Origin of the sequence: Pseudomonas sp. MWU13-2100 (assembly GCF_023242365.1) — a bacterium.
In the GTDB taxonomy this organism is placed as follows: Bacteria; Pseudomonadota; Gammaproteobacteria; order Pseudomonadales; family Pseudomonadaceae; genus Aquipseudomonas.
Map to the genome: position 1 here is coordinate 1 of NZ_JALLIX010000039.1, position 19,253 is coordinate 19,253.

A 19,253-nucleotide genomic window follows, 5' to 3' on the forward strand; every position below is an offset into this window, starting at 1 on the left:
GTAGTAAGCACATGGCATGCCAAGGGAAAGAGTTATAATTTTATTGTTTAATAACAGAGAGTTAAGTATCTACCCAGCAAGATCGGGGATGCTTGGTCCAATCAACATACTGCCAACTCTGCCAGGTCGGCAGTCATTGGCAGTCAGTCGCTGAATGAGGTTCAGGACAAACCTAGCGCCTTCAGTCGTCGGTACAAAGTACGCTCGCCAATGCCCATGTGCTTGGCCAGCTCACTGCGGGTGCCTTTAAAAGTAGCCAATACCTGTGCCAACGTGCTGTTGTCGAAAAGAGCTGGAGTGGAAATCCGCGGAGACATCTCGGCGGCTGTCCTGGGTAGATGTACCGCGCGGATGATGCCATCGTCGGCGAACAGGCAGGCTCTTTCCATGACATTACGCAGTTCACGGATGTTACCGGGCCAGGCAAACCGCTGCAGTTGCATCAGAGCATCAGCCTCTATAGTCAGCCTACGTTTGCCAGTACCCGTACGTTGTAAAAATGAATTCACAAGCAAACCAATGTCTTCAACCCGATTACGCAATGGCGGCAAGTGGATGGGAAAAGCGCTGATTCGGTAATACAGGTCCTGCCTGAACGTCTCCGTCTCCATCATTTTTTCCAGTGGCTTGTGGGTCGCGGCAATTAACCTGAAGTTTGCATGAAGGGTCTCGACGCCACCGACCCGACGATAGGTGCCAGACTCGATCAGGCGCAACAGTTTCACCTGCATGGCCAGCGGAACGTCGCCAATCTCATCGAGAAATAACGTGCCGCCTTGTGCGGTATCAACCAACCCCGGCTTGCGCGTGATGGCCCCGGTAAACGCACCCTTTTCATGGCCGAACAGCTCGCTCTCAAATAGCGTTTCGGTCAACCCCGAGCAATCAACGACTACAAACGGCCCAGTGGCGCGCTCGCTCGTTTCATGCACGGCGCGGGCGAACAACTCTTTGCCGGTACCGGACTCTCCCAACAACAATACCGGCAACATTGACGGCGCCACCCGCTGTAGTGCTGACAAGGCAAGGTTGAAAGCCGGCGAACAACCGACCAACCCCGCCTTGCTCGGTCGTGCCGACGCACTGCGAACCATGGTAAGCCGCTCCACATAAGCGGTAATCACACCATGTTCATCCAGAATCGGGCGCAGCTCGACTTCAACGTGCTCAGGGCCACGGTGCGTGTGGTGAATGTGCAGCACTCGATCCAGACCGCGCATTTCCTGGGCCTTTTTCATCGGACAATTCTCACCTGCCTGATCACAAGGGACGTCGTAGTGGTGGGAGATCCGATAACACTTATGCCCGATAAAGGGTTTGTCAGCACTGCCAAACTGCCGTTGATAGGCAGTGTTGGCAGCCAGGATGTTGTAATCGGGATCAAGCACGATCATCGGATGGGCTTCGTACTCAAGAAACGACACCAGTGATTGCACTTGGTCCCGGCGTGGGAGTGAGCTGGCTGGCGTGGGCAGGATGTTTGTCATCGTGGCTCCTAGGAATCCATTTATCCTGTCGTGGCACTGCCACTTATGTCAATACGCACTAGCAATGGCAGTGCGTTTAGGAGGGCAAAAAAAATATCAACTCGAGACAGAAGAATTAATCCAATACATTCAACTAGATAAGATATTTTTCCAGCGCAGCTTCGCCCTGGCAGACTTATTGCGTATGTCAGTCCCTAGTGTGAGTGGCTCGGTAGAAGCCCCCCTAAGGAGACAGATCATGAGCATGAAACTTCACGTCGAAGGATTCTTCGATCCGGCTACCCATACCATCAGTTATCTGGTGCTCGATGAAAGCACCCGCCACTGTGCATTGATAGACAGTGTGCTGGATTACGCTGCTGAATCAGGCCATACAGCCACAACATCTGCCGACAAACTGATTGCAAGAGCGGCCGAACTGAAAGCGAAGGTCGACTGGATTCTTGAAACCCATGTCCACGCGGACCACCTAACGGCGGCGCCATACCTGAAGGAAAAGCTCGGCGGAAAAATAGGCATCGGCAGCCAGATTTCGACGGTGCAAGAGGTCTTCGGGACCTTGTTCAACACAGCGGACGACATGGCGCGTGACGGAAGTCAATTTGATCATCTGTTCGTCAATGACGAACCCTTCACCATCGGCACACTGCACTGCCGCGCGCTCCATACGCCGGGCCACACACCGGCCTGTATGACTTATGTGATCAGCGATGGCAGGGAAACCGCCGCATTCGTCGGCGACACCTTGTTCATGCCCGACTACGGCACCGCGCGCTGCGATTTTCCCGGCGGCGATGCCCACACACTGTTCCAATCAATCAACAAGGTGTTGAGTCTGCCGGCTGATACATTGCTCTACATGTGCCACGACTACCAGCCTGGTGGCCGCGAGGTGCAATTTGTCAGCACCGTTGCTGATCAGCGCGCCCACAACATTCATGTGCGAAATGGCATCAGCGAGGAGGCGTTTGTGGCGATGCGCAACAAGCGAGATGCATCGATGCAACTGCCGTTACTGATCCTGCCATCGGTTCAGGTCAACATGCGGGCCGGGCACTTCCCCGAGCCTGAATCGAACGGAACGCGCTATCTAAAAATTCCGCTGAACGTCACCTGACGTTGCCCGCCTCTCTCCAGAAACTCATAAGAAATATACCTATACGGAGACACTTATGGACATTCGCCGCCTTGCGCCTGGACTATCAATATCAGAACAGATTTTCCCCAACCAATTGGCAGAACTGAAAGACGCCGGTTTTCGCGCCATCGTTTGCAACCGTCCGGATGGCGAAGGCGCTGATCAACCTTTGTTTGCCGAAATCAAACGCACGGCCCAGGCAATTGGCATTGAAGCGCACTATCTTCCTGCCGAATCAGGAAAAGTAACCGATGAGCAGGGCATTGCCTTCGGCAAGCTACTTGAATCACTTCCAAAACCGATATTGGCATATTGCCGATCGGGCATGCGTTCGACAACGATGTGGGCACTATCACAAGCGGGCAAACTGCCCCTGCCACAAATCGTCGAAACCGCAAAAAAAGCCGGGTTCGACATGAAAGGGGTCATCCGCCGGATTGCGAATCAGGGGCTCACACCTGTTGAAGTTGCAGAGGCGCAGCACACCGTGGTCATCATCGGTGCCGGCGCGGCGGGTATCGCGACGGCATCCAGTTTACTGGCACGAGAACCCGGGCTCGACATCGTCCTTATCGACCCCGCAGAGGTGCACTACTACCAGCCTGGCTGGACACTTGTCGGCTGTGGTGTCTTCAGCGCCCCTCAAACTGCCCACACGATGGGCGCGACCATCCCCCGTGGAGTGCATTGGATCAAGTCGGCGGTAGCTGCTTTCGAACCCGAGAGAAATGCTGTCATTCTTGATGGGTGCAGAGTCGTCAAGTACGAACAACTGGTGGTATGTCCTGGCCTCAAGCTCAATTGGCATGCCATTGAGGGTTTGTCAGACACCCTGGGGCGCAACGGTGTGAGCTCAAACTACCTGTATCACCTCGCCCCCTATACATGGGAAATGGTGCAGCAACTGCGTGGCGGCCGAGCAATTTTCACACAACCCCCCATGCCGATAAAATGCGCGGGGGCTCCCCAAAAAGCCATGTACTTATCTGCCGATCATTGGAAACGTACCGGTGTATTGGACAAAGTCGAGATCGAGTTTTACAGCGCCGGGGCGGTGCTGTTTGGAGTTCCCGACTATGTCCCAGCGCTGATGGAATACATTACGGCTTATGGTATCGACCTGAATTTCGGCAACACGCTGACCTGTGTGGATGGACCTGCGCGAACCGCCACATTCAACTGCGTTAATCCAGATGGCAGCGCCCATCTTGTTACTCGTGACTTCGATCTGCTTCATGTGGTGCCGCCGCAGATTGCACCGGATTTTGTTCGAGTCAGCCCCCTTGCTGATGCGGCAGGCTGGATCGATGTCGACCCTGACACTCTGCGTCATAAAACCTGGACAAATATTCACGCACTGGGGGATGCGACCAACTCCAGCAACGCCAAAACCGCGGCGGCAGCACGCAAGCAGGCTCCCGTTGTTGCCCACAATGTGTTGGCTGCAATGGGTAAAGCAAAGGGCAGCGCCCATTACGACGGTTACGGCTCCTGTCCGCTGACCGTTGAACGCGGCAAGATCGTACTGGCTGAGTTCACCTATGGCGGCAAGGTCGCCCCGAGCTTCCCGTCCTGGCTGATTGACGGCACCAGGCCATCAAGACTGGCATGGCTGCTCAAAGAGCGAATTCTTCCACCACTATATTGGAAGGGCATGCTGAAGGGCCATGAGTGGATGGCGAAACCTGAGCTGGCCGACCTATGAAATCAGACGTGAAAGCAGGGAAACTGAGATGATCATAGTCTTACTGCTCGGGCTGACTGTTGGCGTCATTCTGGCACTGACCGGTGCTGGCGGAGGAATACTGGCTGTTCCATTGTTGGTTTTTGGAGTGGGATTAAGCATGGCCGAAGCCGGGCCAATTGGTTTACTTGCTGTCGGTTTAGCCGCGACCCTGGGTACGGTAATGGGACTCAAGAACGGCACCGTCCGCTATAAAGCTGCACTTTTAATTGCAGGAGCGGGGATCGTATGTTCTCCACTTGGCCTTTGGTTGGCGCAGCGTACACCCAACCGTCCGTTGACGATAATTTTTGCCTTTGTACTGATGTACGTGGCACTCCGAGTATTTCAAAGATCATTGCGCTCATCCGCCGAGTCAAAGATACCGGTCACGAACAAACCACCACCCTGTCTATTGGACGCAAATAGAGGAAAGCTAAACTGGACGGCTCCGTGTGCATGGGTACTCACCGTTTCTGGTATCGTCGCCGGAGGGCTTTCCGGTTTGCTCGGTGTGGGCGGTGGCTTTGTGATGGTGCCGATGCTCCAGCGATACACCAATCTGACAGCACAGTCAGTGCTTGCAACATCTCTAGCCGTTATTGCGCTGGTTTCAATTTCCGGCGTTGCGGCAAGCTCGGCAGCTGGGCACTTACAGTGGGCAATTGCCATTCCGTTTTCCATTGGAGCATTAGCCGGCATGATTTGCGGACGCCTAGTTGCAGCGAAGCTGTCGGGACCACACTTACAAAAGGGATTTGCCATTGTATCTATGGTGGTTGCAGTGGCCCTGCTGGTAAAAGCTGTTTAGTAGACCAAGTCGACGGCGGATTGACTTCCACCGTCTTATCACACCAGCTTTGATCCGGTTACACACACAGTAAATCAGCTTACTGCCTGTGCTTGTACTCCTAGTTTTTCAGTGTTGACTCGGCCCCAAATAGAGTCCCCGGTCACGCTCAGAACACCAACTTGTACCCAATCGAAAACAGCATGACTGCCAGAAACGGTCGCAGGACGCGATCAGACACCCGCCCGGCCAGATGACTGCCGATATAGATCCCCGGCAGCGAGCCCATCAACAGAAAGCCCAGCAGCTCCCAGTTCATATTGCCCATGCTCGCATGCCCCAGGCCCGCGACCAGGGTCAACGGCACCGCGTGGGCGATTTCCGTGCCCACCAGGCGCCGGGTCGGCAGGAACGGATAGAGGATAAACAAGGCCACCGTGCCCAGGGCGCCGGCACCGATGGAGGTCAGAGCGACCATGAGACCAAGGATCAGGCCGGTCAGTACCGTCAGCCCGTTCAACTTCGAGTCACTGATCTGCGCGTGATCGACCCCACGCCGATGGGCAAATGCCAGCAACTTGCTCTTGAACAGCACCGCCAGTGCCGTCAGCAACAGCACAAATCCCAGCGACTGCTTGATGACGCTGTTCAAGGCTTCAGGCGCGGTGTGCAGGCGGCTCAGGAACCACAAGGTCAACAACACCGCCGGCACGCTGCCAAGGGTCAGCCAGCCGGTAATTTTCCAGTCGATATTGTCGTTCTTCCGGTGAACCAGAACGCCGCCGGACTTGGTGATCGCGGCGTAGAGCAGGTCCGTGCCCACGGCCGTGGCCGGGTTGATGCCGAACCACAGCAGGATCGGCGTCATCAACGAACCGCCACCGACACCGGTCATCCCGACAATAAAGCCGACCACCAAGCCTGCGACGACAAAACCGATATTACCGACATCCATTGGCAAGCCCTGTGAATTCAGCCCGAGCATAAAAAATCTCAGGGCAGCATAGCGCTTAACGTTATGAACCTTTATATAAATATAATATAACGTTATAACTATCGCGACTGGCGACTGGGTGAATGGCTGTGTACCTATGGGCGCAGCATCCTTCATTCAGCGCGTCGACTGCCACTCCGGATACTCGGCCATTCCCTCATATGCAAGCCACGGTACGTCATGAGAGACCCAGATGTGCTCCTCGGCGATCACGCCCGGATCGTCATCCAGGGTCGCGACCCGTACGATCACGATGGGCAAGTGTGGTCTCTCGGCCATCAGATGCGAGCCGCACTGCGAACAAAAATGTCGCAGTTTGCCCGGAGAGGCTTCATAAGCCGCCAGCCTTTCCTGGCCCTTTAGCCAGCGAAAATGCTCGCGTTTGACCCCGGCGGTGGTCGTAAACGCCGCCGCGTGGGTCTTGCGACAAGTACGGCAATGACAATGCCCGATCGGCATATCGATAGCGTCGATTTCATACGCGACGGTCCCACACGCACAACTACCCTTCATACCCGTTCCTTGACCATGAACCACGACAAGGCATGATCCTAACCAGCGGGCGTCAAGCTGGCCAGTCGATATCAGTCAAGGCGCATGCAGCGATAGGCTTCGGTCCGATAAGGAAAGGCGATGGTTTCCTGGCCGCGCAAGGCCGGATGGGTATGAATCAAGGCATGCAGTTGCTCGATGACCTGTGCCTTTTCCGCCGTCGGCAATGCCGCAATGAAGCTGACCGATAGAAAGCGGTCGATGATGACTTCCTCGGGCGTGCCCACATGGCTGTACTCAAAGCAACTCAACTCCGGCGCCGAAAAGTAGTGACCGTTGAATGGCTTGCGCCAGGCACCCGTGTGGAAACGCGGGGTATCGCCCTCGTAAGGGGTAATGATCCGGGTAATGGCCGCTACCCAGTCAACCGACTCGTCACGCACATTCCACACCAGTCCAAGCCGTCCGCCCGGCTTGAGGACCCGGTGAATCTCGGCGAGCGCCGCTTCATGGGCAAACCAGTGAAACGCCTGGGCACACAGCAGCGCATCGCCAACCTCGGAGTCCAGCGGTATCGCCTCGGCAGTCCCGGATAGCGCCCGAACCGCCGGCAGGCGCGCGACCAGCTCGGCCCGCATCGCCTCGACCGGCTCGATGGCCGTCACCGTGGCGCCGGTTGTCGCCAGCAGCCGGGTGAACTTGCCAGTGCCGGCCCCCAGGTCGATAACCTGCGCGCCCGGCCCGACAGCCAGGCTGTCGTGCAACCACGGCAGCAGCTCGACCGGATAGTCAGGGCGACCATGGGCATAGGTTTTGGCTTCAGCGCTGAAACCGACTTGTGCTGCCTTGTGAATACCCGACATGGCCGTGCCCCTGTGGATTAATTCCGATGAAGACAACCGAGGATCAGTCCTCCAGATCCTTTTGCGGCGCAGCCTGCTTGCCGGCCTTCTCGGCCTTGGCACCTTTTGCGCCCTTCGCCTGCTTGGCTTCCGGTGGTGCCGCTGGTGCAGGCGCGACGGCGGCTTTCTCCGAGGCCGGCAAGGCATCGACCGCACTGAACACATCCTTGAGCGCAATCGGCCCATCGTGCTCCAGGATCTTCTGTTCGCCGTCCTTGCCCACCAGGATCACCGTGGACTTGCCCTCCGGTGTGACCCCCAGCTTGAGCCCGCGAATCAGCGCCATGGTAGCCGGTTGTTCCATCCATTTACCCGCGCGCTTGCCGACGGTCTGAGCCACTTCGTAGAGCACCAGTTGACGTTCGTCGATGTCCTTCTTGTTGGCCGGATCATCGATCGCCTTCTTCAGGCTGACCAACGTGGGATCCGCCGTACTCGGCGCAATCACGATCAACGGACGGTTTTTCCCCAGATCCTGCGCCAGCGGAGACACCTCATCGGCTGCCCAGACGGGACTTGCAGCAACGACGGACAGTACAGCGAGGGTCAAAGACCGGATGAACATACACACCTCCTTCGGATATTCATGGGGTAATGATTGCGCATCGCTGGAAAAGGTCCACACGCAACGCAGTTATTTTTCGAAATTCAAGTAACTTAATCTTTCCTCCTGCAATACATCAAACAATGCCTGGGCCGCCGCCGACAGCTCATGGCTGGGTTTGGTCAGCACACCGATGGCCCGTTCGACCACCGGATCGCACAAAGTAATGCAGCGCGCGCCCAGCTCGCGCATCTGCCCGACGCACAATGCCGGCACCGCACTCACCCCCAGCCCGCTGGCGACCATGCGCCCCACCGTGGCCAGTTGATGGCTCTCGAACTCCACCGGCAAGCTCATGTCCCGCGCCCGCAGATGCTCCTCCAGCATCACCCGCACCGTGGATGGGCGCTGCAGGGTAATGAAGGGTTGCGTCAGCAAGGTGGGCCAATCGATCTGCGCCTGATCGACCCAGGGCGAATCCGCCGGCACCACGGCGACGAAACGGTCGATATACAGCGACGTGAACACCAGCGACGAGCCCTGCGGCGGTTCGAAGGCCACGCCCAGTTCGACCTGGCCATCACGCACCATCTCCAGGACCTGCTCGTTGATCACATCGTTGACCGTGACATTAACCTGGGGATAGCGTGCCCGGAAGGTCTTGAGGAGCGGTGGTAGCAGGTTACCGGCGAATGACGGCATCGCCGCCAGGGTCACCCGGCCGCGCTGCAGGGTGAAACGCTGGCGCAGTTCATCTTCGGCATTGTCCCAATCGGCGATCAGGCGCCGGGCCAGGGGCACCAGGACCTCGCCTTCCGGGGTCAGGGCGACATTGCGGGTATTGCGACTGAACAGCCTCCCGCCCAGGCCTTCTTCCAGGGCCTTGATGGTCAGGCTCAGGGCCGATTGCGACAAATAGAGACGCTCGCCCGCCACGGCGAAGCTCAGACTCTGGGCAACGGCAAGAAAGGCCCTAAGCTGTTTAACGGTCATGAGCGAGGTCTCGACTGAGGGGAAAGGCATTCTTGATCTTTATCAATCAATCGACCCTAAAAATCAACTTAACAAATATATCTTCCAGAGCAACACTCACCTCCAACGGCGAGTCCGACAAACAACAAGAGGATGGTGCATATGGCAGGTTTCGATAAACGCGTGTATTCCTACGAAGAAGCCCTGGCAGGGCTCGAGGACGGCATGACGGTCCTGAGTGGCGGCTTCGGCCTGTGCGGCATCCCCGAGAACCTGATCGCCGAGATCAAGCGCAAGGGTACTCGCGAACTGACCGTGGTTTCCAATAACTGCGGCGTCGACGGCTTCGGCCTCGGTGTGCTGCTGGAAGACCGGCAGATCCGCAAGGTGGTCGCCTCCTATGTCGGTGAAAACGCCCTCTTCGAAAAACAGCTGCTCAGCGGTGAAATCGAAGTGGTGTTGACCCCGCAAGGCACCCTGGCCGAGAAAATGCGCGCCGGCGGCGCCGGTATTCCGGCCTTCTTCACCGCCACCGGGGTCGGTACTCCGGTCGCCGACGGCAAGGAAACCCGTGAGTTCAACGGCCGTCCGTACCTGATGGAAGAGTCCATCACCGGCGATTTCGCCATCGTCAAAGGCTGGAAGGCCGACCACTTCGGCAATGTCATCTATCGCCACACCGCGCAGAATTTCAACCCGCTGGCCGCCACCGCCGGCAAGATCACCGTGGTCGAAGTCGAGGAAATCGTCGAACCCGGCGAGCTGGAACCCTCGCAGATCCACACCCCGGGCATCTACGTCGACCGGGTCATCTGCGGCACGTTCGAGAAGCGCATCGAACAGCGCACCGTGCGCAAGTGACCCCCGGCCCTTCCCTCGACTAACGGAGAACAAGAACATGGCACTTTCCCGCGAACAAATGGCCCAGCGCGTCGCCCGCGAAATGCAGGACGGCTACTACGTGAACCTGGGCATCGGCATTCCGACCCTGGTCGCCAACTACATCCCCGCCGGCATGGAAGTCATGCTGCAGTCTGAAAACGGTCTGCTCGGCATGGGTGCCTTTCCTACCGACGACCAAGTCGATGCCGATATGATCAACGCCGGCAAGCAGACAGTCACCGCCCGTATCGGCGCGTCGATCTTTTCCTCCGCCGAATCCTTCGCGATGATTCGCGGCGGCCATATCGACCTCACGGTGCTCGGCGCCTTTGAAGTCGACGTCGAGGGCAACATCGCCTCCTGGATGATCCCCGGCAAGCTGGTCAAGGGTATGGGCGGCGCCATGGACCTGGTGGCCGGCGCGGAGAACATCATCGTCACCATGACCCATGCGTCCAAGGACGGCGAGTCGAAACTGCTGTCGCGCTGCAGCCTGCCGCTGACCGGCGCGCGCTGCATCAAACGCGTGTTGACTGACCTCGCCTACCTGGAAATCGAAAACGGCGCGTTCATTCTCAAGGAGCGGGCGCCTGGCGTCAGCGTCGAAGAGATTGTCAGCAAGACCGCGGGTAAACTGATTGTTCCCGAACATGTGCCTGAAATGCAGTTTTCCTGATGAGGAATGAAGCGATGCAAGACGTAGTGATTGTGGCCGCCACCCGTACCGCGGTAGGCAGTTTTCAGGGTTCGCTGGCGAATATCTCCGCCGTGGACCTGGGCGCCGCGGTGATCCGCCAATTGCTGGAGCAGACCGGCCTGGACGGTGCGCTGGTCGATGAAGTGATCATGGGCCAGGTGCTCACCGCCGGCGCCGGGCAGAACCCCGCGCGCCAGGCCGCGATCAAGGCCGGCCTGCCCCACGCGGTACCGGCCATGACCTTGAACAAGGTCTGCGGTTCGGGCCTCAAGGCCCTGCACCTGGCGACCCAGGCGATTCGCTGCGGCGACGCCGAGGTGATCATCGCCGGCGGCCAGGAGAACATGAGCCTGTCCAACTACGTGATGCCCGGTGCCCGCACCGGCCTGCGCATGGGCCATGCCCAGATCGTCGACACCATGATCAGCGACGGCCTGTGGGATGCGTTCAACGATTACCACATGGGCATCACCGCCGAGAACCTGGTGACCCAGTACGACATCAGCCGTGAGGCGCAGGATGCGTTTGCCGCCGCCTCCCAGCAGAAAGCCGTTGCCGCCATTGAAGCCGGGCGCTTCGTCGACGAGATCACCCCGATCCTGATTCCCCAGCGCAAGGGCGACCCGGTGGCCTTCGCCACCGATGAACAACCGCGTGCGGGCACCACCGCCGAGTCGCTGGGCAAGCTCAAACCGGCCTTCAAGAAGGACGGTACGGTCACCGCCGGCAACGCTTCGTCGCTGAACGACGGGGCTGCTGCGGTGATCCTGATGAGCGCCGCCAAGGCCAAGGCCCTAGGCCTGCCGGTACTGGCGAAGATCGCGGCTTATGCCAACGCGGGCGTCGACCCGGCGATCATGGGCATCGGCCCGGTCAGTGCCACCCGTCGTTGCCTGGACAAGGCCGGCTGGTCCCTCGACCAGTTGGACCTGATCGAAGCCAACGAAGCCTTTGCCGCCCAGGCCTTGTCGGTGGGCAAGGAACTGGGTTGGGACGCGGCCAAGGTCAATGTCAATGGCGGTGCGATTGCCCTGGGTCATCCAATCGGAGCTTCGGGTTGCCGGGTGCTGGTGACGCTGTTGCATGAAATGCTCAAGCGCGATGCGAAAAAAGGTCTGGCGACCTTGTGCATCGGCGGCGGCCAAGGCGTGGCGCTGGCGATCGAGCGCTAGTTCCCGACAAAGCCGATGATGGCGGTGAATCTTACATCGCCATCGCCGGCAAGCCGGCCACAATCTCTGTGCCGAACCGAAAGTCTGCATGCAACCGGAAACCTGTGGGAGCGGCGCTTGTCGGATCGCCGCACCGCCGCGAAGCTTTTGGCGGTCTCAAGGGCCTCTTCGCGGCGGTCCGGCGCTCCGGTAAATCCGGTTCCCACAAGGATCTGCGCCGAACACAAAATTTGCGTAAGACAACAGTCCTGTGGGAGCACACCGTGTTGCAACATATCCTACAGACTTCATAGCGTTATCCGGCACGGCCAGGTAACGATCCTGCTGCTATCCTCGATCTCTACCCCGTAGAAATCGAGCCGCCCGCATGATCCTTGTCCTGCTCCCCCACTCCGACTACGACCCCACCGAAAGCAGCGTGCCCTGGCAGGCCATGCGTCGGGCCGGAATTGAGGTGCGCTTTGCCACCCCCTTGGGCGCCCCGGCCTACGCCGATCCGCGTCTGGTGGAGCAAGGCTTCGGCCTGCTGAACCCCATGCTGATGACCCGCGACAGCGATTTGCAAAGCTACAAGACGATGATTGCCGACGAACACTTCCGCCAACCGCTGGCCTACGCCGAGGTCGACCCCGGGCAATTCGAAGGTTTGCTCGTACCAGGCGGACATGCCGAAGGCATGCGCAGCCTGCTGGAGTCCGACGAGGCCAAGCGCATCGTCCTGCACTTCTTCAAAACCGGCAAACCGGTCGCCTCGGTGTGCCACGGCCCGCTGCTGCTGGCCCGCACCCTCGACCCCGACAACGGGCGCTCGGTGCTCCACGGGCGCAAGGTCACCGCGCTACTGTCCACCACCATGGAACTGGCCGCCTGGCTGATCACCGCACCATGGCTCGGCCGTTACTACCGGACTTATCCGCGAACCGTAGAGTCCGAGATCAAGGCGGCACTGGCCAGTCCAAAAGACTTCTCCCAGGGCCCACCCGCGCTGCTGCGCGATTCCGCAGCCAAGCCGGGCCGTGGCTTCGTAGTCCGCGACGGCAACCTGCTGACCGCGCGCTGGCCGGGGGATTGCCATCGCCTGGCGGCCGAGTGGATCAAGCTGCTGAGACCCGCACAAGCCGCGTAGAAGCCGATTGGCCGGCGCTGACTGTCACCTCAAGCCTGCCTGGTTGCAGAACAGCGATGGATGAAACGAAGGTTATAGCTGAATCCATCAGGGCTGCGCGGATCCTTGCGCCCCGCGCGAACGAAAACTCCCGGGGCTCTCCCCCGTCCACTGCTTGAAGGCACGGTGGAAGGCGCTGGGCTCGCGAAAGCCGACTTCCTGGGCGATATCGGCAATGCTCATGCTGGTGCTGCGCAGCCGCTCGAAGGCAATGGCCCGGCGCACCTCGTCCTTGATTTCCTGATAGGAAAAGCCCTCACGCTGCAACGCCCGGCGCAGGCTGGCCTGGTGGATATCGAACTCCACTGCCAGTTGCTCCAGGGTCGGCCAATGGTCGTAACCACAGGCGCGCAAGCGCTGGTGGACCCGGGCGCTGAAACCCTCGCGATTACGGAAGCGGATAAACACCGACTGCGGCGCATCCCGCAGAAAGGTGTAAAGCGACTTGCGGTCCTGCAACACCGGCAAGCGCAAGTATTCGCGCTCGAATTCGATCTCGGTCACCGCCGCGTCGAACTCCACATAGGCGCCCCACAACAGATGCTCGTCGCCGTGCGGCGGACGAGCATGGGCGAAACGGGCACGGCTGATGGGAATACGCCGTCCGGCCAGCCAGCACATCAGGCCGACGATCAGGATCAGGAAGGTTTCGGTGATCACCGCTTGCAGGTAAGGGTCCCGGGTCTCGGTGCGCATCACCACGACCACCCGCTTGCCACGGATCTGCAGCTGGGCGTCGATATCACGCAGGAACAGCGCGAAATACTCCAGCGACAGGCCCAGGGCCTTGCCCACGGTCGGCGCCTGGATCAGTCCCCGGCAGATCAGGGCGAAGCTGCCGATGGGCATGCCATGGGAGTCGAAACCAAAGAATTCGTCACCCAGCTCGCGGATCACCGTCAGCCAGAGTTGCGCCAGCAGCCGGGGCGCAACCCGCTCACCCAGTTCGTCCAGCGAGCGCTCGGCAAAGCCCGCGGCCTGCAGCAGCTCGGCAATGCGCTGCGGGCGGTCGAGAAAACGCACCAGCAGCGCTTTAATGAAGTAGGACGATACCGAATGTTTTTCTTTCATGAATCCCAAGCTGCATATGGCAAAAAATCACAGGTTTACTGAGCAGTTTCGGCATAGGCCGAGTGGACCGACGGTCCTAGACTGGCCGCACTGGATGAACGGCCTCCCTCCTACACGGATCATGCAAGCTGATCCCCACAATAATCAGGACTGCCCCCATGTCAAAGCCCGAAGTGTATATCGTCAGCGCCGCCCGTACCGCCATCGGCACCTTCGGCGGCTCGCTGAAAGACGTTCCCTTGAGCGAACTGGCCACCACCGCGGTCAAGGCCGCCCTGCAACGCAGTGACGTCGATCCGGCGCGGGTCGGCCATGTGGTGATGGGCAACGTGATCCCCACCGACACCCTGGACGCCTACCTGTCCCGGGTTGCCGCGATCAACGCCGGCATTCCCAAGGAAACCCCGGCCTACAACGTCAACCGCCTCTGCGGTTCGGGCTTGCAGGCGATTGTCTCGGCAGCGCAGACCCTGTTGCTCGGCGATGCCGAAATCGCCATCGGTGCCGGCGCCGAATCCATGAGCCGCGGCCCCTACCTGCTGCCCTCGGCTCGTTGGGGCGCGCGCATGGGCAATGTGCAGGCCATCGACTATATGCTGGGCATTCTCCATGACCCGTTCCACGGCATTCACATGGGCATCACCGCCGAGAACATTGCCGAGCGCAATGGCATCACCCGGCAGATGCAGGACGACCTGGCCCTGGAAGAACAACGGCGCGCCAGCCGCGCCATCGAGGAAGGCCGCTTCACCTCGCAGATCATCCCGGTGGAAGTGCGCAGCCGCAAGGGCACACAGCTGTTCAGCGTCGACGAGCACCCGCGGGCGACTTCGCTGGAACAGCTGGCGCAGATGAAAACCGCTTTCAAGAAAGATGGCACCGTCACTGCCGGCAATGCCTCGGGCCTGAATGACGGCGCCGCCGCCCTGCTGCTGGCCACGGGTGCCGCGTTGCAAAGCGACGGCCTGAAACCCCTGGCCCGCCTGGTGGCCTACGCCCATGCCGGGCTCGAGCCGGAACTGATGGGCCTGGGCCCGATCCCCGCCACGCGCCTGGCCCTCAAGCGCGCCGGCCTGACGGTGGCCGACCTGGATGTGATCGAAGCCAACGTCGCCTTCGCCGCCCAGGCCTGCGCCGTCAGCCAAGAGTTGGACTTCGACCCGGCCAAGGTCAACCCCAACGGTTCCGGGATTGCCCTGGGCCACCCGGTGGGCGCCACCGGCGCGATCATCGCCACCAAACTGATTCACGAACTGCATCGCACCGGTGGCCGCTACGGCCTGGCCACCATGTGCATCGGCGGCGGCCAAGGTATCGCCGTTATCTTCGAACGGGTTTAAGGACAACGAACATGAGTATTCAACGTATCGCCGTGATCGGCGCCGGCATCATGGGCAACGGGATTGCCCAGGTCTGTGCGGTGGCGGGTCTCGAAGTGTCGCTGATCGACGTTTCGCAGCAGGCCCTGGACAAAGGCCTGGCGACCCTGACCGGCAACCTTGACCGACAAGTGCGCAAGGCAGTGATCAGCGCCGAGGACAAACAGACCGCCCTCGGCCGCATCAGCCTGAGCAGCGACTACGCGGTGCTGGCCCGGGCCGAACTGGTGATCGAGGCGGCCACGGAAAACCTCGAACTGAAAAAACGCATTCTCCGGCAGGTGGCCGAAGTGGCCAGCGCCGAATGCATTATCGCCACCAACACCTCGTCTCTGTCGATCACCGAGCTGGCGGCGGCCATCGACCAGCCCGGGCGCTTTATCGGCCTGCACTTCTTCAACCCGGTGCCGATGATGGGCCTGCTGGAAGTCATCCGTGGCCTGCAGACCAGCGATGCCACCCATGCCCAGGCCATGGCCCTGGCCGGGCAGATCGGCAAGACCGCGGTCACTGCCCGCAACCGCCCGGGCTTCGTGGTCAATCGCATCCTCTGCCCGATGATCAACGAAGCCATCTTCGTGCTCCAGGAAGACCTGGCCAGCGCCGAGGATATCGACGCCGGTATGCAGTTGGGCTGCAACCAGCCGATCGGCCCGCTGGCCCTGGCCGACCTGATCGGCCTGGACACCCTGCTGGCGATCATGGAGAGCCTGCACTCCGGCTTCGACGAACCCAAGTACCGTCCGGCGCAGTTGCTCAAGGAAATGGTTGCCGCCGGCTATCTGGGTCGTAAAAGCGGCCGCGGCTTCCATACGTACGAGCGCTGATCGCCATGCCCCGCAGCGCCCTCGCCGCCGTGCCTGAAGCCGAGCTTCAGGCCAGGACCTCGCGCCATCTGCAAACCCGCGAAAAGGCCGTGGCGCTGTTTGCCCAGCGCGGGTTCGCCCAGGTCGGCCTGCGTGAGCTGGCCGGGCACCTGGGCATCCAGGCGGGCTCGATCTACAACCATATCGAGAGCAAGCAGGCCTTGCTCTTCGAACTGATCGAAAGCCTGCACCTGGAGCTGTTGGGGATTGTCACGCAGCCGGTGCGTAGCGCACGGTCGGCGGAGAAACGCCTGAACGAATTGATCGCCGCGCACCTGGACCTGCATCGCGCCAAGGGCGATTTCTTCCGGGTTGCCGAGCATGAGTTCCACTGCCTGGAAGCGGCGCACCAGGCGGCGATCCTGGTCTTGCGCAGGCGTTATGAAAGTCACCTGATCAAGTTGCTGGGGCCGTTGGGATTGTCGACCGACACCACCCTGGCCCTGACCACCGTGCGCACCTTTCTCTGCCTGCTGAACAACCTGCCGGCCTGGACCGAGGAAGCCGGACTGGATGCGGCGACGTATCGGGGGTTGATGCACAATATCGCGCTGGGGGCGGTCAAGGGTGCGCTGGCCCACCCTTGCGGAGAAACACGGTCCCTGCAGGAGCCGGTTTGCCGGCGATGACGGCCGAAGAGTCGATGCAGGACTCACGGGCCTCATCGCCGGCAAACCGGCTCCTACAGGGGATGCGGTGTCTCCAAGACCGGTGGCGTTACAGGCAGGTCGCCACCGCCGCCAGCCTTCTCGTGCCAATCGGCTTGCTGGTGGTGGCGTAGTAGTCGACCCGCGTGTCCGCACCTTCGTGGCGCACGTCGGCAAAGAACTCCGAACCACGGGTATAAACGGTCGAGCCGCTCTTGTAGCCGGGTTGCAGATAAGCCGCCGCATCCACACCGAACACCGCCTCGTCCTGCCAGGCAAACTGAATGCACTGGACCACGACATCCTCGGCCTTGCTCGACGTGAAGCTCTTGGTCGGCCCGGTACTACGGGTCTGGTTCATGGCTGGCCCCATGCAGCCCGCCAACGCCACTACCGCCAACGTCCCGATTAACATGCGCATGACCGTTCCCTGCCGAAAAAAGAAGCGACTTTAGCATTGTGGCGGCCCAATACGAATCACTACGGCGTGAACAGCGCCTGCGCATCCCGCCCGGCACCGTCCATATGACTGAAGACTGTGGGAGCGGAGCTTGCCCGCGAAGCTTTTGCCGCCCTCAAGGGCCTCTTCGCAGCGGTCCGGCGCTCCGGTAAATCCGGCTCCCACAATGACCGTGCTGGCGAGTCAGCACGGATCAGACTGCGGTTCAGGCATCCTCGAGAATCAGGTCCGCGCCCTTCTCCGCCACCATCAGCACCGCCGCATGGGTATTGCCCGACGTCACGTTGGGGAAGATCGACGCATCGACAATCCGCAGCCCCTTCATCCCATGCACCTTCAGGCGCTTGTCGACCACCGACACCTGCGGGTCCGAACCCATCGCGCAGGAACCGCACAGGTGATAGATCGAGCCGCTGTTCTCGCGGAAATACTCCAGCATCGCCGCGTCGTCATTCACCGCCTTGCCGGGCAACACTTCATCGACGGTAATCGCCCGCAACGCCGGCGCCTGCATGATCTTGCGAATCAACCGGCTGCCCTGCAACACCTCGTCGATATCCTTCTCGGTGCTCAGGTAATTCGGGTCGATCAGCGCTGCATCCGCCGGGTTCTTCGAAGCGATCCGCACGCTGCCGCGACTGGTCGGCCGGCAGGGGTTGAAGCACAGCAGGAAGCCCGAATAGGGTTCCGGCTTGAGGCTGGCCTTGTTGTTCTTCGGAATCTGGTACGACAAGGGATTGAAGTACATCTGCAGGTTCGGGTGCGCCTGCTCTTCACTGCCACGGAAGAAACCGCCGGCCTGGTTCACGCTCATGGCCAACGCGCCCTTGCGGGTCAGCAGGTATTGCAGGCCCAGTTTGAGCTGGCCGAACAGCGAGCTCAGTTCATCGTTCAAGGTCGGGATATTGGCCTTGTAGTAGTAGCTCACGCACAGGTGGTCCTGCAGGTTCTGCCCCACCGCGGGCAGATGCTTGACCAGCGGCACCCGGTGTTCGCTGAGCAGTGTCTGCTCGCCGACCCCGGACAGTTGCAGGATCTTCGGCGTATCCACCGCACCGGCACACAGGATCACTTCCTTGTTGGCCTTGAACGAGCGCGCCACGCCGTGCTGGCTGATGGAAATGCCGATGGCCCGCAGGTCGTTGTCGAACAGCACCCGCTCCACCAGCGCATGGTGCTCGACGGTGAGGTTCGGCCGACTCAGCGCCGGGTGCAGGTGGGCGAAGCTGCTGGAGCTGCGCTGGCCGTTGCGGGTATTGACGTCGTAGACCCCCGCCCCTTCGAACTTCGGCCCATTGAAATCGTCGCTGCGCTGGTAACCCAGTTGCTCACAGCCCTTGAGGAACACATCGCAGATCGGGTGCGTATGCCCCTGCATCGGCGTGATGCTGATCGGCCCGCTGCCGCCGTGATATTCGGTATCGCCCAGCGGGTGATTTTCCAGCTTGCGGAAATACGGCAGCACGTCCTTGAACGCCCAGCCGTCATTGCCATTGGCCGCCCAGTCATCGAAGTCATGGGCCTGGCCACGCACATAGACCATGGCGTTGATCGAGCCCGAACCGCCCTGGACCTTGCCCCGGGGGGCGTAGATTTCCCGGTTGTGCAGTTGTTTCTGCGGCTGGCTGTAGTACATCCAGTTGAAGGTCGGGTTGTAATACATCTTGGCGAAACCGACCGGGATCTTGAACCAGAACGAGGCGTCCTTGCCGCCCGCTTCCAGCAACAGGACCGTGTATTTCCCCGAAGCCGACAAGCGGTTGGCGAGGATGCAACCGGCGGCGCCCGCGCCGGCGATGATGTAGTCGTATGTCATGCAGGTTACCGCTGATTCGTTGAAAACGCCGCCCTGTCCCAGGGCGGCAGGATGGC

General features: G+C 60.3%; 19 protein-coding genes. 10 read left to right on the forward strand and 9 right to left on the reverse strand.

What is annotated here, in order from left to right:
- Window positions 1-161 precede the first annotated feature (161 nt).
- Complete coding sequence (locus M5B99_RS22790; protein WP_248806126.1) at window positions 162-1,487, reverse strand: sigma-54 interaction domain-containing protein; 1,326 nt, start codon at window positions 1,485-1,487, stop codon at window positions 162-164.
- Window positions 1,488-1,725: 238 nt separating this feature from the next.
- Here M5B99_RS22790 and M5B99_RS22795 point away from each other — a divergent pair, with 238 nt between their 5' ends.
- Genes M5B99_RS22795 through M5B99_RS22805 form a run of 3 tightly spaced genes read left to right on the forward strand, consistent with a single transcriptional unit; the run spans window position 1,726 to window position 5,159 of the window.
- Window positions 1,726-2,604, forward strand: a complete 879-nt coding sequence (locus tag M5B99_RS22795) for an MBL fold metallo-hydrolase (protein ID WP_248806127.1) — start codon at window positions 1,726-1,728, stop codon at window positions 2,602-2,604.
- Window positions 2,605-2,659: 55 nt separating this feature from the next.
- Window positions 2,660-4,330 carry a bifunctional protein tyrosine phosphatase family protein/NAD(P)/FAD-dependent oxidoreductase gene (locus M5B99_RS22800; RefSeq protein ID WP_248806129.1) on the forward strand — a complete coding sequence of 557 codons (1,671 nt, stop codon included), beginning with the start codon at window positions 2,660-2,662 and terminating at the stop codon, window positions 4,328-4,330.
- 28 nt (window positions 4,331-4,358) lie between these two features.
- Entirely contained in the window at window positions 4,359-5,159 is an 801-nt protein-coding gene (locus M5B99_RS22805) for a sulfite exporter TauE/SafE family protein (RefSeq protein ID WP_248806131.1), read from the forward strand.
- A gap of 148 nt (window positions 5,160-5,307) precedes the next feature.
- Here M5B99_RS22805 and M5B99_RS22810 read toward each other — a convergent pair whose 3' ends face one another.
- The 5 genes from M5B99_RS22810 to M5B99_RS22830 all read right to left on the reverse strand — a co-directional run bounded on the left by M5B99_RS22810 (window position 5,308) and on the right by M5B99_RS22830 (window position 9,063).
- On the reverse strand, window positions 5,308-6,093 hold the full coding sequence (locus tag M5B99_RS22810) for a sulfite exporter TauE/SafE family protein (RefSeq protein WP_248806132.1): 786 nt from the start codon (window positions 6,091-6,093) through the stop codon (window positions 5,308-5,310).
- Window positions 6,094-6,249: 156 nt separating this feature from the next.
- Window positions 6,250-6,645 (reverse strand): GFA family protein, encoded by a 396-nt coding sequence (locus M5B99_RS22815; RefSeq protein WP_248806133.1) that lies wholly within the window; start codon window positions 6,643-6,645, stop codon window positions 6,250-6,252.
- A 71-nt stretch (window positions 6,646-6,716) separates the two neighbouring features.
- Complete coding sequence (locus tag M5B99_RS22820) at window positions 6,717-7,487, reverse strand: class I SAM-dependent methyltransferase (protein WP_248806134.1); 771 nt, start codon at window positions 7,485-7,487, stop codon at window positions 6,717-6,719.
- Window positions 7,488-7,530: 43 nt separating this feature from the next.
- Window positions 7,531-8,091, reverse strand: coding sequence for a DUF4174 domain-containing protein (locus M5B99_RS22825; protein WP_248806136.1), 561 nt, complete (start codon window positions 8,089-8,091; stop codon window positions 7,531-7,533).
- A gap of 69 nt (window positions 8,092-8,160) precedes the next feature.
- On the reverse strand, window positions 8,161-9,063 hold the full coding sequence (locus M5B99_RS22830) for a LysR family transcriptional regulator (RefSeq protein ID WP_248806137.1): 903 nt from the start codon (window positions 9,061-9,063) through the stop codon (window positions 8,161-8,163).
- A gap of 141 nt (window positions 9,064-9,204) precedes the next feature.
- On the opposite strand from M5B99_RS22830, the gene M5B99_RS22835 reads away from it, so the two are divergent.
- The 4 genes from M5B99_RS22835 (at window position 9,205) to M5B99_RS22850 (ending at window position 12,919) form a co-directional block, all read left to right on the forward strand.
- Window positions 9,205-9,903, forward strand: coding sequence for a CoA transferase subunit A (locus M5B99_RS22835; protein WP_248806139.1), 699 nt, complete (start codon window positions 9,205-9,207; stop codon window positions 9,901-9,903).
- Between the two features lie 37 nt (window positions 9,904-9,940).
- A complete protein-coding gene (locus tag M5B99_RS22840) occupies window positions 9,941-10,600 on the forward strand; it encodes a CoA transferase subunit B (RefSeq protein ID WP_248806140.1) in 660 nt (219 codons plus the stop codon).
- A gap of 14 nt (window positions 10,601-10,614) precedes the next feature.
- A complete protein-coding gene (locus M5B99_RS22845) occupies window positions 10,615-11,793 on the forward strand; it encodes an acetyl-CoA C-acetyltransferase (protein WP_248806141.1) in 1,179 nt (392 codons plus the stop codon).
- 367 nt (window positions 11,794-12,160) lie between these two features.
- Window positions 12,161-12,919: a DJ-1/PfpI family protein gene (locus tag M5B99_RS22850; RefSeq protein WP_248806142.1), complete on the forward strand. Its 759-nt coding sequence runs from the start codon at window positions 12,161-12,163 to the stop codon at window positions 12,917-12,919.
- Window positions 12,920-13,006: 87 nt separating this feature from the next.
- Here the strand turns inward: M5B99_RS22850 and M5B99_RS22855 are convergent, their stop codons facing one another.
- Window positions 13,007-14,029: an AraC family transcriptional regulator gene (locus M5B99_RS22855; protein WP_248806143.1), complete on the reverse strand. Its 1,023-nt coding sequence runs from the start codon at window positions 14,027-14,029 to the stop codon at window positions 13,007-13,009.
- A gap of 158 nt (window positions 14,030-14,187) precedes the next feature.
- On the opposite strand from M5B99_RS22855, the gene M5B99_RS22860 reads away from it, so the two are divergent.
- Genes M5B99_RS22860 through M5B99_RS22870 form a run of 3 tightly spaced genes read left to right on the forward strand, consistent with a single transcriptional unit; the run spans window position 14,188 to window position 16,903 of the window.
- Window positions 14,188-15,369: an acetyl-CoA C-acyltransferase family protein gene (locus M5B99_RS22860; protein WP_248806144.1), complete on the forward strand. Its 1,182-nt coding sequence runs from the start codon at window positions 14,188-14,190 to the stop codon at window positions 15,367-15,369.
- An 11-nt stretch (window positions 15,370-15,380) separates the two neighbouring features.
- Window positions 15,381-16,235, forward strand: coding sequence for a 3-hydroxybutyryl-CoA dehydrogenase (locus M5B99_RS22865; protein ID WP_248806145.1), 855 nt, complete (start codon window positions 15,381-15,383; stop codon window positions 16,233-16,235).
- A gap of 5 nt (window positions 16,236-16,240) precedes the next feature.
- A complete protein-coding gene (locus M5B99_RS22870; RefSeq protein WP_248806147.1) occupies window positions 16,241-16,903 on the forward strand; it encodes a TetR/AcrR family transcriptional regulator in 663 nt (220 codons plus the stop codon).
- 88 nt (window positions 16,904-16,991) lie between these two features.
- On the opposite strand, the gene M5B99_RS22875 is transcribed toward M5B99_RS22870, so the two are convergent.
- On the reverse strand, window positions 16,992-17,342 hold the full coding sequence (locus M5B99_RS22875) for a hypothetical protein (RefSeq protein ID WP_248806149.1): 351 nt from the start codon (window positions 17,340-17,342) through the stop codon (window positions 16,992-16,994).
- Between the two features lie 244 nt (window positions 17,343-17,586).
- Window positions 17,587-19,197: a GMC family oxidoreductase gene (locus M5B99_RS22880; protein ID WP_248806151.1), complete on the reverse strand. Its 1,611-nt coding sequence runs from the start codon at window positions 19,195-19,197 to the stop codon at window positions 17,587-17,589.
- Between the last annotated feature and the right edge of the window lie 56 nt (window positions 19,198-19,253).